The 15,570-nt window shown below is 64.8% G+C and carries 12 protein-coding genes; 6 read left to right on the top strand and 6 right to left on the bottom strand.

Annotated features, from left to right (window positions below; translation table 11 throughout):
• The 6 genes from PFEN_RS30110 to PFEN_RS30085 all read left to right on the top strand — a co-directional run bounded on the left by PFEN_RS30110 (position 1) and on the right by PFEN_RS30085 (position 8,297).
• Positions 1-3,111, top strand: a complete 3,111-nt coding sequence (locus PFEN_RS30110) for a serine/threonine-protein kinase (protein WP_191490193.1) — start codon at positions 1-3, stop codon at positions 3,109-3,111.
• Positions 3,111-3,827, top strand: coding sequence for an ABC transporter ATP-binding protein (locus PFEN_RS30105; protein WP_191490287.1), 717 nt, complete (start codon positions 3,111-3,113; stop codon positions 3,825-3,827). The genes PFEN_RS30110 and PFEN_RS30105 overlap by 1 nt, the downstream gene beginning before the upstream one ends.
• The gene (locus PFEN_RS30100) at positions 3,824-5,029 is read left to right on the top strand and encodes an FtsX-like permease family protein (protein WP_191490192.1); all 1,206 of its coding nucleotides are present in this window, start codon (positions 3,824-3,826) and stop codon (positions 5,027-5,029) included. The genes PFEN_RS30105 and PFEN_RS30100 overlap by 4 nt, the downstream gene beginning before the upstream one ends.
• Positions 5,022-6,749: a formylglycine-generating enzyme family protein gene (locus tag PFEN_RS30095; protein WP_191490191.1), complete on the top strand. Its 1,728-nt coding sequence runs from the start codon at positions 5,022-5,024 to the stop codon at positions 6,747-6,749. The genes PFEN_RS30100 and PFEN_RS30095 overlap by 8 nt, the downstream gene beginning before the upstream one ends.
• Before the next feature lie 85 nt (positions 6,750-6,834).
• Positions 6,835-7,779 (top strand): type VI secretion system-associated lipoprotein TagQ, encoded by a 945-nt coding sequence (gene tagQ, locus PFEN_RS30090; protein WP_191490190.1) that lies wholly within the window; start codon positions 6,835-6,837, stop codon positions 7,777-7,779.
• 140 nt (positions 7,780-7,919) lie between these two features.
• Entirely contained in the window at positions 7,920-8,297 is a 378-nt protein-coding gene (locus tag PFEN_RS30085; RefSeq protein ID WP_191490189.1) for an SCP2 sterol-binding domain-containing protein, read from the top strand.
• Between the two features lie 192 nt (positions 8,298-8,489).
• Here PFEN_RS30085 and PFEN_RS30080 read toward each other — a convergent pair whose 3' ends face one another.
• The 6 genes from PFEN_RS30080 to exbB all read right to left on the bottom strand — a co-directional run bounded on the left by PFEN_RS30080 (position 8,490) and on the right by exbB (position 15,392).
• Positions 8,490-9,890, bottom strand: a complete 1,401-nt coding sequence (locus tag PFEN_RS30080) for an aminoacyl-tRNA deacylase and HDOD domain-containing protein (RefSeq protein ID WP_191490188.1) — start codon at positions 9,888-9,890, stop codon at positions 8,490-8,492.
• A gap of 78 nt (positions 9,891-9,968) precedes the next feature.
• Positions 9,969-12,044, bottom strand: a complete 2,076-nt coding sequence (gene recG, locus PFEN_RS30075; protein ID WP_191490286.1) for an ATP-dependent DNA helicase RecG — start codon at positions 12,042-12,044, stop codon at positions 9,969-9,971.
• Positions 12,045-12,049: 5 nt separating this feature from the next.
• Positions 12,050-12,970: a hydrogen peroxide-inducible genes activator gene (locus tag PFEN_RS30070; protein WP_191490187.1), complete on the bottom strand. Its 921-nt coding sequence runs from the start codon at positions 12,968-12,970 to the stop codon at positions 12,050-12,052.
• Between the two features lie 251 nt (positions 12,971-13,221).
• Positions 13,222-13,971 carry an energy transducer TonB gene (locus tag PFEN_RS30065; RefSeq protein WP_191490186.1) on the bottom strand — a complete coding sequence of 250 codons (750 nt, stop codon included), beginning with the start codon at positions 13,969-13,971 and terminating at the stop codon, positions 13,222-13,224.
• On the bottom strand, positions 13,968-14,393 hold the full coding sequence (gene exbD, locus PFEN_RS30060) for a TonB system transport protein ExbD (RefSeq protein WP_191490185.1): 426 nt from the start codon (positions 14,391-14,393) through the stop codon (positions 13,968-13,970). The genes PFEN_RS30065 and exbD overlap by 4 nt, the downstream gene beginning before the upstream one ends.
• 6 nt (positions 14,394-14,399) lie before the next feature.
• Positions 14,400-15,392: a tonB-system energizer ExbB gene (exbB, locus tag PFEN_RS30055; protein ID WP_191490184.1), complete on the bottom strand. Its 993-nt coding sequence runs from the start codon at positions 15,390-15,392 to the stop codon at positions 14,400-14,402.
• Positions 15,393-15,570 lie beyond the last annotated feature (178 nt).

The raw sequence follows: 15,570 nt of genomic DNA, 5'->3' as shown, positions 1-15,570 counted from the left end.
ATGGATATTCTGATTCCCGGATTCGATATAGGCGAGGAGATTGGCGAAGGCGCCATGGCGACCGTCTACCTGGCGACCCAACGGTCGCTGGAGCGCAAGGTGGCGCTGAAAGTGATGGCGGCCGCGCTGGCCGCCGACCCGACCTTCTGCGAGCGTTTTCTGCGCGAAGGTCGGACCCTGGCGCGACTGTCGCATCCGAATACGGTGACGATCCACGACATCGGCAATGTCGGCGAGCTGTATTACATGGCGATGGAGTACCTGCCCAATGGCACGCTCAAGGAGCGGATCGCGGCGGGGCTGAGCCCGGAGCAAGGATTGGCGTATGTCCGCCAGATCGCTTCGGCCCTGGGTTATGCCCATGCCCAGGGGTTGGTGCACCGCGATGTAAAGCCGGCCAACATCCTGTTCCGCGCCGACGGCACGGCGGTGCTCTCGGACTTTGGCATCGCCAAGTCGCTGGACGATCGGACCCAGTTCACCCAGGCCGGGTTTGCCGTGGGCACGCCCAGCTATATGAGCCCGGAGCAGGCCCGTGGCCAGGACCTCGACGGCCGCGCCGATCTGTATGCCCTGGGCGTGGTGCTCTATGAAATCCTCGTCGGCAAGTTGCCCTACACCGGCCCCGATGCGTTGTCCACGGCGCTGGCGCACCTGACCGAGCCGCTGCCGGAACTGCCGCTCCAGCATGGCCGCTACCAGGCGATCCTGCGCCAACTGCTGGCCAAGGACCCGGCGGAACGTTTTCCGGATGCGGCAGCCTTGCTGCGGGCGCTGGATAACCTGCCGCCCGAGCCGCTGGAGTCGACTCTGATCCAGCCTCTGGCGCTCCCGACGGCCTCGTCCGAGAAGCCCGCGGCGGCTGATCTGGGCGGCCTGACGCCGGTATCGATTGAAATCCCCAGCCACGCCCCGGCGCAACCGGCGCCGCCGTCCCGACCCACCCCTCAGCCGGTGCGGCAGAGCGGTACCGACTCCCCGCAACGTCGAGGTCCGGTGCTGGCGTTACTGAGCGTCGCAGTCGCGGCCGCACTGGGCATCGCGGGGGCCGGTTACTGGTGGCTCGGCGCGGATACGCCGGTAAGAACAGCGGCAGCCACCCCATCGACGGTCAATGGCACGCCACTTTCGAGCACGACCGCGGTGTCGCCTCCGCCATCGTCAACCACGCCGGCCGCGACGAGCACTGCGACGGCGAGTACCACGCCGACCTTGCTGCCGACGCTTGGCGACCCTGTGCCGGGCGAAGCCGATGGCGGCAATCGACCCTTGCTGATGGTGGGCAAGAAGACCCTGTTCCAGCGTGTCCTGAGCCAGCCCGGCGCACAGTTGTTCAGCTCGCCGGGCGGGCGCTCCGACAAGGTCTTGCCGGCGTTCTCGGTGCTTTATGTTTATCAACGCAAGGTTGTCGATGGGGCCGATTGGTTGCGTGTGGGCGCGGCCAGTGACGGGCGTAGCGAGGGCTGGTTGCCCGGTTCGAAAGTCAGTGAGTGGAAACAGAGCCTGGTGCTGAAATTCACCGAGCGCTCCGGGCGGGCACCGGTGATGTTCCTGCGTGATGCCACGGATATCGACAAGCTGCTGGCCAACCCGTCGGCGGCGAAAAACCTGCTGCTCAATGCGCAGAAAAACCCGCAGGACAATCAGCGTGTGTTGGCCCTGGAGCCGGCTGCCAGCGCGGTGCCGCAGAACCAGTTCTACCTGCTGCCGATTTTTGATTCGCGGGAAAGCCTGGATGAGAACGGGCAGCCGGTACAGTTGCTGAAAGTCGCCTCCATCGACCCCGGCAGCACGCCGAAAGCACTCGGCAATGGCGCCGCGCCGGCGGTCGCCGCCGATACTTTCCGCACGGCCATCGTGCTGGTAGTGGACACCACGGAATCGATGCAACCGTATATCGATCAGGTCCGCGACGTGGTCCACGAGCTGCAAAGCCAGATCGCCCAGCGCGGCGAGCTGGACAGCGTGAGCTTCGGTCTGATCGGTTTTCGCAACAATGTCCAGAAAACCCCGGGCCTGGAGTACTTGACCAAGACCCTCGTAACCCTCGACCAGGGCCGCGATCCCGAGCGCTTCCTGGAACTGGCGCGGCAGGTGAAGGCGTCGACGATCTCGAGTCATTCGTTCAACGAGGACTCCTTCGCCGGGGTCATGCAGGCGGTCGATGGCATGGACTGGTCGGGTTATGGCGGGCGGTTGATCCTGCTGGTCACCGATGCCGGTTCGCTACGCAAGAACGATCCCTACAGCAGCACCCGGATGAATGAGGCGGAGATTCGCCAGGCCGCGCTGGGCAAGCAGATCAAGATCTACGCGTTGCACCTGCGCAGCGATGCCGGGAAGAAGAACCATGCTTTCGCCGAGCAGCAGTACCGGACCCTGACCGCCGACGCCAACCCGCGGATCGGCGACCTGTATATCCCGGTCCAGGGCGGCGACGTGCACAAGCTCGGCGAGCGGGTCGGCGAGATCGGCTCGGTGTTCGCCAATCTGGTGCATCAGGTCCGCAGCAACCAGACCCAGGCCGTGCCGCTGCTGGCCGCCTCGCCGAGCCTGGCGGACAAGTCGGCGGCCATCGGTTATGCGATGCACATGGATTTCCTCGGCCACAAGGCGGCCAGCCAGGCACCGCAACTGGTCAGCGCCTGGACCGCCGATCGCGACTTGACCAACCCGGCGCTGCCGGCATTCCAGGTCTGCGTGATGTTGACCAAGCTGCAACTCAACGAGCTGCAACAGTCGCTGAAACTGATCGTCGACGCCGCGCGCAAGACCCAGACTTCGCCCAAGGACTTCTTCCAGGAAATCGCCAGCGCCAGTGCCTACATGAGCCGCGACCCGCAGGCCCTGCGCAAGGGCGGCAACCTGGCCGACGGCGGCATCCTCGGCGAGTACCTGGAGGGCCTGCCGTACCGCAGCAAGTCGCTGAACATGACCCAGGACCTCTGGCTGTCGCTGAGCGTGGCCGAGCAGGAAGACTTTATCGACGAACTGGATTCGAAGATCCGCCTCTACGAAACCTTCCACAACGATGTGGCCAATTGGGTCCGGTTCGGCGATGCCGAGCCGGGTGATGCGCTGTACCGCGTGCCGTTGTCGACGCTGCCGTGATGATCAGTCTGCGCGAGGTGCGCAAGACGCGGGGCGAGGGCGCCCAGCGCTACAGCCTGGAGGTGCCGCGCCTGAGCCTGGCGCCCGGCGCGCAATGGGCGGTGGTCGGGCCCAGCGGTTGTGGCAAGAGCACCTTGCTCGATCTGCTGGCGCTGGTCTTGTCGCCGGACCGGGCGGGCCTGTTTGTCTTCGATGACCCGGCCGGTGCGCTGGATATCGCCGCGCTCTGGCGCGAGGGCCGGCATGATCGTCTGGCGGCCCTGCGCAGTCGGCGGCTCGGCTATGTGCTGCAGACTGGCGGCCTGCTGGGTTTTCTCGATGTGCGCGGGAATATCGCCTTGTCGCGCCAATTGCTGGGCATGAAGGATGACGGCAGCGTCCAGCGTCTTGCCGAGCAGTTGGAAATCGCCGATCAGTTGGACAAGAGACCCCAGGCGCTTTCCGTGGGCCAGCGCCAGCGGGTCAGTTGTGCCCGGGCCCTGGCCCATGGGCCACGGCTGCTGTTGGCCGATGAACCGACCGCCGCGCTTGATCCGCTGAATGCCGGACGGGTCATGCAATTACTGCTGAACCAGGCCCGGGAGCGGGGCGCCTGTTGCGTTATCGCGACCCATGACGAAGCCCTGGTGCGCGAACTTGGTGTGCCGGTGCTGCGGATTGCCTGTCGGCGCGATGGCGATGGCGGTGTCACCGCGACCCTGGAGGTGACGCCATGAGCCGCGCCGTCCTGGTCGCCGGGCTGGCCTGGCAGGATTATCGCGTCGACTGGCGGCTGTCGGCCTGTGCGGTGTTGGCGCTGGTCGCGGTGATCGCGCCGTTGCTGGTGTTGTTCGGCCTCAAGTTCGGCCTGGTCAGCAGCCTCACCGAGCGCCTGGAGCGCGACCCGACGGTGCGCGAGATCATTCCCTTGGGCGGGGGACGTTTCAGTGCGGCGTTCATCGCCGGGCTGGGGCAGCGTGAAGAGGTTGCCTTTGCCTTGCCGCGCACCCGGCAGATCGCGGCGACCGCCGACCTGTCGAGCAGTGCCCAGGGCCCGGTGGTCACCGTGGAAATGTTACCCACCGCCGATGGCGATCCATTGCTCGGTGGCATGCCCGCGCCGGTCGGCCTGGCGGCGATGCTGCTCAGCCGGACGGCGGCGGAGAAACTCGGCGTGAAGGCCGGCGATTGGTTGCAGGTGTCTTTCGGCCGGCAGGTGGCCGGTCGCCTGGAAAGCCGCCAGACGCAGATTCAGGTGCAGGCGGTGCTGCCACTGGAAGCCTTCGAGCGTGATGCGCTGTTCGCTCCACTGGGCTTGCTGGAAGCCGCCGAGGATTATCGCGACGGCCGCGGCGTGCCGGTGTTCGGTTGGGCCGGCGAGCCGGCGGGCAATGCCGCGCAGCGGGTCTATCCGGGGTTTCGCCTGTATGCCCGGGCGCTGACCGATGTCGAGCCGCTGCGCCGGTATTTCGCCGAGCGCAACCTGCTGGTCTCGACCCAGGCCCAGACCATTGCCCAGGTGCAGTCCCTGAGTCGTAACCTGGCCATTGTATTCTGGCTCATCGCCAGCTTGGCGCTGGGCGGTGCCTTCGCGGCGATCTTCGCCGGCGCCCTGGCGGCGGTCGAGCGCAAGCGCCGCGAGTTGTCGGTGCTGCGCCTGCTGGGTCTCGGCACTGCCGCGTTGTTGCTGTTCGTGGTCTTGCAAGCGCTGTACACCGGCGTGCTGGCGGCGTGCTTGAGTGGCGTGCTCTACGCGATGGCGGAGTGGGGACTGAACCGACTGTTCGTCCAGGCGGTCGGCGAGTACGCCAGCCATCTGCTGTTGCCGCATTACCTGCTGGCACTTTTTGCCGTGTTGGCGGTCTGTGCTCTGGCTGCCGCCCTGGGGGGCTGGCGCGTGGCGCGGATAGAAGCTTCGGAAGGGATCAGAGATGTGTAAGTTGCGCAGCGCGACCCTGGCGGTTCTCGTCGCTTCCCTGTGCCTGGGTTCCTGGGCGCGGGCCGATGAGGACAGTGAGAAACTCGACAATCCCAAGCCCCTGGCCGATGACATCAGTCTGCCGCTGCCGTGCGACGGCGAAATGGTCTTTCGCGCGGTCTATGTGCTTGCGCGTGGCACCCTGGACGACCGCGAGATCAGCCTCGGCTACCCCTTCAGCGAGGACGAGCCGGGCTACAAGCAGTCGTTCATTTCCGGTTATCGGCGGGATTTCATCAACGGCCAGTTCACCCTCAAGGACCTGCCCGGCGCCTGGCAGAAATCGATTGCCCCGACCTTGCCGAAGACCGACGCTGACTCGCCGCTCAAGCCGATGTTCTATTTCATCGGCAAGTACCCGGTGACAGCCCGTCAGTACGCCCTGGTGATGGCTCAGGCACAAGCCCTGGCCAGCGGCGAGCCGGCGCCGGCTTGTGATGCTCCCAGCGGCGTGGCCGGACGCCTGCCCAAGGTCAAGGTATCGCGTTTCGACGCCGAGCGTTTTTCGGCGGTCTACAGCGCCTGGCTGATGAAGTACCACCGTGATCTGCTGCCGGTCAGCGGCCGTGGCTCGGCGGCCGAGGATGGCGGCCTGGGTTTTGTCCGCCTGCCCACCGAAGTCGAGTGGGAGTTCGCTGCCCGTGGCGCCCAGGCGGTCAGTCGCCAGGACCTGGAAGCGCGCTTGTTTCCCCGGCGGGCGCCGGGTAGCGACAGCGATGGGCCGTTGTCCGACTACGCGGTGTTCAACCAGGTGGCCGGCGGCACCGGCCAGGCAGCGCGGTTGATGCCGATCGGCACCAAGCTGCCCAACCCCATCGGGATGTTCGACGTGATCGGCAACGCCGCGCAGATGGTCCAGGAGTCGTTCCAGCTGGTGCATGCCGGGCGGCGCCAGGGTACCTACGGCGGTTTCGTGGTCAAGGGCGGCAACTACCTGGAAGGCGAGGGCACGCTGTTTACCGGCATGCGCCGCGAATATCCGCTGTTCGCCGCCGATGGCACCGAGCAGAGCAACGAAACCACCGGTTTCCGCGTGGCCGTCGGCGCACTCTCGGCACCGCGCTCGCGCTACAAGGAGTTGTTCAGCCAATGGCAGCAGGAAGGTCGGCTGGCTTCCCTGACCGACGCCATCGATGATGCCCAGGATCCGACCAAGCGCCTGGACGGGATCATTTCCGCCAGCACCGACCCCAAGCTGCAAGCCGAACTGGGACTGGTCAACGAAGAGCTCAAGCGCAACGTCTCGCTGATCGCTCGCCAGCGTGAAGAGGCCGCCGGCAACCTGATCCAATCGGCAGCCCTGGTGGCCGAGACCGTCAACAACTACAACATTCGCCTGACCAATCTGAAGAAGAGCCAGCAGCAGGCCGTTGAGGCCAAGGATGAGGCCGCCGCGAAGCTGTTCGCCGTCGCCATCGAGAACGGCAGCAGCGCGCTGGACGGCGCGGTGGCGATTTATATCGACAACCTGGCAACGGCCACGCGCTACACCGATGCGGTGATCCAGGCGCAGTTCCAGCGGGTCAAGGAAGAACTCAATCGCAAACCCGTGCTCGGCAACAGCCTGGTCGCACGGGCCACCTTGTTCGTTCGTCATGTCGGGGATTACCGCAAGCAACAGCGGGCCGATCCGGCGGCGATCTTGAAAGCGTTGCTCGCGTCGACCGCCCAGAAGTCATGAGCGGTCGGTATCCGGCGAGCGTAGAGGGGACTCGGACGGCAGGGTGCCGTACCGGGCAAGACAAACCAAAAAAGGGAACATGAACATGATTTTCTCCAGCAAACCCCTTGTTTCGACCTCCAAGTGCCGTGCCGCGTTGTGGGTTGCCGCCGGATTCAGCACCGTGCTGATGGGTGGCTGCGCCACTTCGCCGACCTCGAAAGTCGGCGCGACCACCAAGGTCGAGTACTACCCGACCTGTTACGAGCCGGTGCAGCACTTGCGCGCGACTGACTCGGACATGACCAAGTCTGTCGCTACTGGCGCTGTGCTCGGTGCATTGGGTGGTGCCGCGCTTGGCGCGTTGACCGGCGATGACTCCAGCAAGCGTGGGCGCAATGCCGCCATCGGTGCGGCCGGCGGTGCCCTGGTGGGTGGTGCGGCGGGTTACTACACCGAGAAGCAGAAGCAGATCACCGATGACAACCAGCGCATCGGTTCTTATGCCCAGGACATCAACAAACGCGCCACCGACATGGATCGCAACACCGCCTATGCGAAGGCGTCGCAGAGCTGCTACCAGCGTGAGTTCGCCAACCTTGTCTCGGCCCGCAAGGCCAAGACCGTCGGTGACGCCGAAGGTCGCAAGCGCCTGGCGGAAATCGTCGCCGGCCTGAAAGAGTCCAATGACCTGATCGTCGCGGTGAACGGGCGTGCCGCCGAAGACCTGAACAACTACACCCAGGCCTATGAGAAGGACCTGCAGCAGGTCGGCGTACAGCGGACCGACGTGGTCACCGTGGCGACCGCCGATACCAACCCGGTTGTCGCGCCGACCACTGGCAAGGGCAAGAAAGTGAAAGTGGCGAAGAAACCGGTGCTGCCAACTGTGCCTAAGGAAGCGGTAGCCACCGAGAAGACGCTGCAGGACGCCAACGCCAAGAAAGCCGCGAGCCAGGACGTGGCCACCAGCGGCCAGTCGCAGGTCAACAGCATGTGCAAGAACCCGGACCTGGGTGACTGGGCACCGGTTCCTTGCCCGAATGCGTGAGTGACGGATCGTCGGACAATTTGTTGGTATAAGCGTTAAACGCCAGCCGATCTCCTGGGTAAAGCGGGAGATCGGTGGCGTTCTTCAGGTAAAGCGCTACACTGCGTCGGCCGTTAATTTTTTCTGCCGAGGCTGTGTGCATGAAATTTCGCTTTCTTCTCTGGGCAATGGGCCTGTTGATGGCCCGGGCCAGCCGCAATAATCCCGCCTTCCAGCAGCAACTGGCCGACAAGGCCCTGGTGTTCCAACTGCAGACCCTGGACGGCAAGGTGGCTCGTCACTTTATCGTCAAGGATCAGCGCATCAGCAGCCAGTCCGGGACTTATCCGGAGCCGGCGTTTGCCATTGCCTTCAAGGATGCCGCCTATGGCTTCGCCACGTTGCAGGCGAAGAACAAGCAACTGGCGTTCATGACGGGAATCCAGGACAAGTCGATCCAGATCAAGGGCAATCCGGCGCTGGTGATGTGGTTCCAGGGCTTGATGAAGTACCTCAAGCCGCGGAAAAAGAAAGCCTGAAGTTTTATATTGTAGGGTTTGCCGCGGGGGCATTTGTGGCGAGCGGGCTCGCCCGCGTTCGGCTGCGCGCAGCCGCAAAACCATGATCCCCGTTATTTCTGATACACCGCGATTGCAGGGTTTGGGGCGCTTCGCGCCCCAGCGCAGGCAAGCCCGCTCGCCACAGGGGGCGTTCTGTCCACCGGGGGGGGCTTAGCCCTGGCTGAACTGCGAAGCCAGTTCGCGCAGCAGCACTTCGGCTTCCAGGACCTTGTTCACCACATCGTCGGCCTTGTCGCGGCTCAGCCCCAGGCGTTCGAGCAGGGCGTCCGGAATCTCTTCATCCGGGCCCGAGCCGATATTGCGACTGCGCAGCAGCCGCACCGCCAGGCACACCAGGTTCGGATAGGCGGCATAGTCACCGTCGTAGCTTGGGTCATGCTGGAAGCGCAGCGCGGTGGACAGCTCGTCCGGCATGTCCCAATAACGCATCAGCCAGGCACCGATCTGCTCGCGGCTGATGCCCAGCAGGTGCTGCTCGACGTAGCTGTGGCACAGGTGCGGATTGACCTCCAGGTGCCGGCAGATCAGCGAGAAATGCGGCGGGAAGACGTGGGCCAGGAGCAGGTAGCCGAAGTTGTGCAGCAAGCCGGCGAGGTAGGTCAGGCCGGCTTCCGGGCGCTGGGCCCGCGGCATGGCGCGGGTCAGGCCTTCAATCACGGCGGCGGTGTAGATCGATTGCTGCCAGTAAGGCGTGCTGTGTTGCGGCTGGTCCTTGGGCAGGCTCAAGGTCTTGCCCAGGGCCAGGCCCAGCGCCAGGTTGATCACCAGGTCGAAACCCAGCACGCGGACAATGGCATCTTCCACCGAGCGAATCTTGCCCGGCGAGGCGTAGTAGGGCGACGCCGCCCAACTCACGACCTGGGCCGCCAGCGCCGGGTCGGTTTCGACCACGCCGGTGATGTCGTCGATGGTTGCGTCAGGGTCGACCCGCAGCTTGATGATTTTTTGTGCGGTCTCCGCCAGTGGCGGAATCTCGATGGTCGCCTCCAGGCGCTGCTGGATCCGCCGCGCGGTGAAGGCTTGTACCGCCTGGGTGATTTCCTCGCGGTCATCGTGCGGGCGGTCGAGGTTGGGACGGATATCGGCCACCGCTTCGCCGAAACTGGCGGCGCTGGCCTTGCTCAGCATGCTCTTGAAGTCATCGCTGGAAATTTCCAGCAGCAGGCCGGCTTCGCCGGAGTTGATCAGCAGGCTCGGTTCGCGCAGCAACTGCTCTTCGTACAGGCACGGTGAGCTGGTCAGCCCGGGCAAGCCCGGCAGCAGGTGCAGGCTGTGTTTGCCGAGCATGCGCTCCATGCGTTCGGTGGGCACGGCCGTCAGGCGTCGGCCGGTCAGTTCGGTCAGGCGATTGAGGTCGAGCAGTTGGCTCTGGGGAAACAGCACCATGAGTGCACCGACTGCATCCTCGAGTAGCACGGCCTGGACTTTGCGCGCGGTCGGCAGACCAGGCTGGTCCAAGACCTCGCTATAGCGGATGGCGAGCTTGTCGAGCAGCAGCCGGACCACAGACGGGGTGTGCGGGGTTGCATCGATGAGGGCAACTTCTGTCATGGTCTGTATCCGGGTTCCTACAATTTCCCCAGTATAACCAGCTTGACCGCCCTAATGGTCCATAAACTGTGCGGTCTATCACACTTGGCCGTATTGCTGGCCATGGCGCAGCCAGCGCTCCAGCAACGGGCTGACGTGCTGCGGCCAGCGAGCCAACAGGGCTTGCGCGGCATCGCGCACCGCTGGCAGCAGGTCGGCGTCGCGCATCAGGTCGGCGACCTTGAATTGCAGGAGTCCGGTCTGGCGGGTACCGAGCATTTCCCCGGGACCGCGCAGTTCCAGGTCTTTTTCGGCAATGATAAAACCATCGTTGGTCTCGCGCATGATGCCCAGGCGTTGCCGCCCGATCTGTGACAACGGTGGATGGTAGAGCAGCACGCAGTGACTGGCGGCGCTGCCCCGACCGACCCGGCCGCGCAATTGGTGCAGTTGCGCCAGCCCCAGGCGCTCGGGGTTCTCGATGATCATCAGGCTGGCGTTGGGCACGTCGACGCCGACTTCGATCACCGTGGTCGCCACCAGTAGCTGCAGGGCGCCGGCCTTGAATTCGGCCATCACGGCAGCCTTTTCCGCCGGCTTCATGCGGCCGTGGATCAGCCCGACGCGCAGTTCGCCGAGGGCGGCGGTGAGTTCTTCGAAGGTGGTTTCGGCGGCCTGGCAGGTGAGCTCTTCGGATTCTTCGATCAGCGTGCAGACCCAATAGGCCTGGCGACCTTCGGCACAGGCGGCGCGCACTCGCTCCACCACTTCGAAGCGCCGGCTGTCGGCCACCAGCACGGTATTTACCGGTGTGCGCCCCGGCGGCAGTTCGTCGAGGATCGAGGTGTCGAGGTCGGCGTAGGCGCTCATGGCCAGGGTCCGTGGGATCGGCGTGGCGGTCATGATCAACTGGTGCGGGCACATCCGCCCGCCAACACCTTTCTGGCGTAGGGCCAGGCGTTGCTGGACGCCGAAGCGGTGCTGTTCGTCGATGATCACCAGCGCCAGGTTACGGAACTGCACTTCGTCCTGGAACAGCGCATGGGTGCCGACCACCATCGGCGTGCCGCCCGCGATCTGCTCCAGGGCGGCGGCGCGGGCCTTGCCCTTGAGCTTGCCGGCCAACCAGGCGGTTTCGATGCCCAGCGGTTGCAGCCAGCGCTGGAAATTGAGGAAGTGTTGTTCGGCGAGGATCTCGGTCGGCGCCATCAGCGCCACCTGGTAACCGGCTTCCAGGGCTTGCAGGGCGGCCAGCGCGGCGACCACGGTCTTGCCGGCGCCGACATCGCCCTGGATCAGGCGCAGCATCGGCTCCGGCTGGCTGAGGTCGTAGGCGACCTCGTTGCCGACCCGTTGCTGGGCACCGGTCGGCGGGAAGCCCAGGTTGGCGAGGAACTGCCCGGGCAGCTTTTGCGCCTTCGGCAGGACCGGCGCGCGCAGGGCTCGCAAGCTTTCCCGCAGGCGTTGCTGGGACAACTGGTGGGTGAGCAGTTCCTCGAAGGCCAGGCGGTGCTGGGCCCAGTGATGGCCGAGGGCAAGTTCGTCGACATCGGCATCGGCGGGAGGCTGGTGCAGGTAGCGGATGGCTTCGTCCAGCGGCCCGAGCTGGTAGTCGCGGGCCAGTTCCTGCGGCAGCCAGTCCGGCAGGCTGCGTGGACCGAGCATCGCCAGGCTTTGCTGGCAGAGCAGGCGCAGGCGTTGTTGGGTCAGGCCTTCGGTCAGTGGATAGATCGGTGTCAGGGTGGTGTCCACCGGCGGTGGCTCGTCACCGCTGATGGCGCGGTATTCCGGGTGGTAGATTTCCAGGCCGGAAGCACCGGGGCGGGCTTCGCCGTAGCAACGTACATGAGTGCCACGCTTGAGGCCGTCCTTTTGCGCGGTGCTGAAATGGTAGAAGCGCAGGCTCAGGCTGCCGGTGCCATCATTGAGACGCACCAATAGGCTGCGGCGCTTGCCCATGACCACGTCGGCGCCACTGACCACACCTTCGATCACCGCATCCTGGCCCGGACGCAGGGCACCGATGGGCACTACGCGAGTGCGGTCCTGGTAGCGCAGGGGCAGGTGGAACAGCACGTCCTGGATATTCTCCAGGCCGACCTTGGCCAGCTTCTCGGCCATGGCCGCGCCGACCCCCTTGAGTGCCGTGACCGACACTTGCGACAGTTCAGCCACGTCGATCAGCTCGCCGCGGGAGGTTTGGCCACCGAGCACAGGCGGATCGAATCGGCGAGGATTTCAATCGCCTTGGGCCGTGGGAAGCTGGCGCGCCAGGCGATGGCCACGGTGCGGAACGGCACGGGCGGCGTCAGCGGACGGACTTCGATCACGCCAGGGGCGTAGTGATGGCTGTCCACCGCCGACAGCGGCAGGACCGAAATGCCCAGGCCGGAGGCGACCATGTGGCGGATGGTTTCCAACGAGCTGGATTCGACCGTGGTGTGCTTGGCCGTGTCGCCACCCTTGAGCAGGGTCGGGCAGGCTTCGAGGACCTGGTCGCGGAAGCAGTGGCCTTCGCCCAGCAACAGCAGGCTCTTGTCGTTGAGCAGCGCGCTGTCGATGGTTTCTTTCTGGGTCCACGGGTGCGAGGCCGGCATCAGCACGTAGAACGGTTCGTCGTAGAGCGGCAGGGTCAGCACGTCGGCTTCGTTGAACGGCAGGGCGATGATCACCGCATCCAGTTCGCCGTTGCGCAGCTTGTCGCGCAGCACGTGGGTGAAGTTTTCCTCGATGTACAACGGCATCTGCGGGGCGACCCGGTGCAGTTGCGGGATCAGGTGCGGGAACAGGTAGGGGCCGACGGTGTAGATCGCCCCGACTTTCAGCGGCGCGGTCAGCTGGTTTTTTCCGGCCTGGGCCAGTTCGCGGATGCCCTGGGCCTGTTCGAGAACCTTCTGCGCCTGGGCGACGATGCTTTCGCCGACGGGGGTCAGGCGCACGGCGCTCTTGCTGCGCTCGAAAATCAGCACACCGAGTTCGTCCTCCAGCTTTTTCACGCCTACCGACAGGGTCGGCTGGCTGACGTGACAACGCTCGGCCGCATGGCCGAAGTGTTGTTCCTGGGCGAGAGTGACGATATAGCGTAATTCTGTAAGAGTCATAGCGAGCGTCCATGAGGTTGCCGGGCCAAGCATAACGGCTACCATCGATAGACGCACGTTATCAGACGCAGTCTGAACGACGATTGTCGTACATGTCGGTTTTAGTGGTTTCTTGTTCGGGCGCTACAACGCGAGCTTGTGGGGAGGGCGGCGCTTTTGTGGGAGCGGAGCTTGTCGCTTCGCCGCACCGCCGCGAAGCTTTTAGCGGCCTCAAGGGCCTGTTCGCGGGCGAGCTCCGCTTCCACGGGTGTCTAGCGGTTGCGCCTGTCGATGGAGTACACGAACGGCGCGACAATCTCGATGCTGCCGTTGCTCAGCATTTCGGCTGGTGGCTTGGGCAGCGGTTGGGCGCGGCGGATCATTTCCAGGGTGGCGCGGTCCAGATCGGCGTTGCCCGAGCGGCCCACCAGCTCATACGAGAGTACCTTGCCTTCGCCGTCCACCACGAAGCGCAGACGGTTCAAGCCTTCCTTGCCACGCGCTTGCGCGGCTTGCGGATACTGCTTGTACTTGCCCAGGTGTGCCAGCAAGGCGCCTTCCCAACTGGCTTTCGCGGCGAGCTGTTGGGGCGACGGACCTGGTGCTGGAGCGGCGGTTTTTTCCGCTGGCGCGTGGGGCGGTGGTGTATCGGCAGGAGGCTCTTGCGTGGGCTTTTCCTTCACCGGCTCCGGCTTCACTGGTGGCTTGGGCGGTTGCGGCCTGGGTTTCGGCTTGACCGGCTTGGGCACCGCGATCGTCGGCTTCGGCGCTTCGGCGAGCTTGGGCAACGGCAGTTCTTCCACTGGCGCGGGCGGCTGTGGCGGGGTGATCGCCTTGGGCGGGGCCGGTGGCGGTAGGGCCGGTGGCAGCGGTGCCAGTTCGACCATCATCGCCTGTGGCGGCAGCTCGACGGGTTTGGACACCGACCAGTTCATGGCAATCACGATCGCCACCGTATGAATGCCCAGCACCAGGCCCAGGCTGGCGCCATAGCGCATCAGCTTTTGGCGCGTATTGATCATTGCTTGGCTGCCGTCTCGAGTCCCACCAGGCCGACTTTCAGGTAACCGGCGGCGCGCAGGGCATCCATCACGCGCATCAGGTCGCCGTAGTCCACGCCTTTATCGGCCTGGAAGAAAATCGTCGTATCCTTTTTGCCATGGGTGCGGGCGTCGAGGCTGGCGCCCAGGGCGTCGGCCTTGACCTCGTCTTCACCGAGGAACAGGCGCTGGTCGGCCTTGACGCTGAGGAACACCGGCTTTTCCGGCCGCGGCGCCGGTTTGGCGCTGGAGGCGGGCAGGTCGACCTTGATGTCCACGGTGGCCAGGGGCGCGGCCACCATGAAGATGATCAGCAGTACCAGCATCACGTCGATAAACGGTGTGACGTTGATTTCGTGGTTTTCGGCGAGATCGTCGCCGCCTTCGTTCAAATGCAGGCCCATGGCTGATTACCCCACTTTCACCATATGCGGCGTTTGCGTGGCGCGCTCGGGCGGCAGGTGGTCGAGGTCGCGGCTGACCAGCAGCAGCACCTGGGCCGAAGCGTCGGCCACCTGGGCCCTGTAGCCGGCGATGGAGCGGGCGAAGACGTTGTAGATCACCACGGCCGGGATCGCCGCGACCAGGCCAAGGGCCGTGGCCAGCAGGGCTTCGGCGATACCCGGGGCGACCACGGCGAGGTTGGTGGTCTGGGTCTTGGCGATGCCGATGAAGCTGTTCATGATGCCCCATACGGTACCGAACAGGCCGACGAAGGGCGCGGTGGAGCCGATGGTGGCGAGCACGCCGGTGCCGTTGCTCATGTTGCGACCACAGGCGGCGACCAGGCGTTCGAGACGGAAGCTCACACGCTCCTTGATGCCTTCTTTTTCGCGGCTGTTGACCGAAAGGTGCATTTCTTCCAAGGCGTCATGCACCAGCAGGTGGGCGAGGCTGCCCTGCTGGTTGGCGGTATCGCTGGCCTCCTTGAGGGTGCGGGCCTTTTTCAGGGCGAGCATTTCACGGCGCAGGCGGCGCTTGGCGCCGAGCAACTCGAAGCCCTTGGCAATCCAGATGGTCCAGGTGATGATCGAGGCGATGGCCAGGCCGATCATCACGATCTTGACGATGATGTCGGCGTTCTTGTACATGCCCCAGGGCGACAGGTCGTGGGCCATGCCCAGGCTGTTGTCTTCGACTGGCCGCGCGTCGGCATTCATGGCTTCGAGCGGTCCGGCATTCTCGGTCTGGATCGGGCTGCCAACGGCCGGTGTCGCGACGGCGGTGACATGATCGGCTGGGGCCGGGGCAGCAGTGGCCGCCGCGGCATGGGCGGGCGCTTCGTCGGCGAACGTCAGCGTCGGTGCCAGCAACAGGCTGAACAGCAACACCGCTACCGAGCGCCAGGCGCGCGATGAGCTATGGGGCTGAGTTGACGAATCGGGGCGTTGATAGCGTGTCATGCTGGTCGGACCTGAGAGAAGATAGAAAAGGGTCTGTCCTTCCAGGCCTCGTGGGGCCGAGAACATTTGGTCGTGCATTATTGCAAATACTTCTTGTTAACAAAAGCAATAGATTCTCTTTTTTTCTTCCATTGCTAAGCGTTGATCAATTTTCAGCACCAGGTGCTGGCTTTTTTCG

Origin of the sequence: Pseudomonas sp. FEN (assembly GCF_904067045.1) — a bacterium.
Classification (GTDB): domain Bacteria; phylum Pseudomonadota; class Gammaproteobacteria; order Pseudomonadales; family Pseudomonadaceae; genus Aquipseudomonas.
The sequence above is the reverse complement of the archived record's forward strand: the minus strand, read 5'-3'. Positions and strand labels throughout refer to the sequence as shown.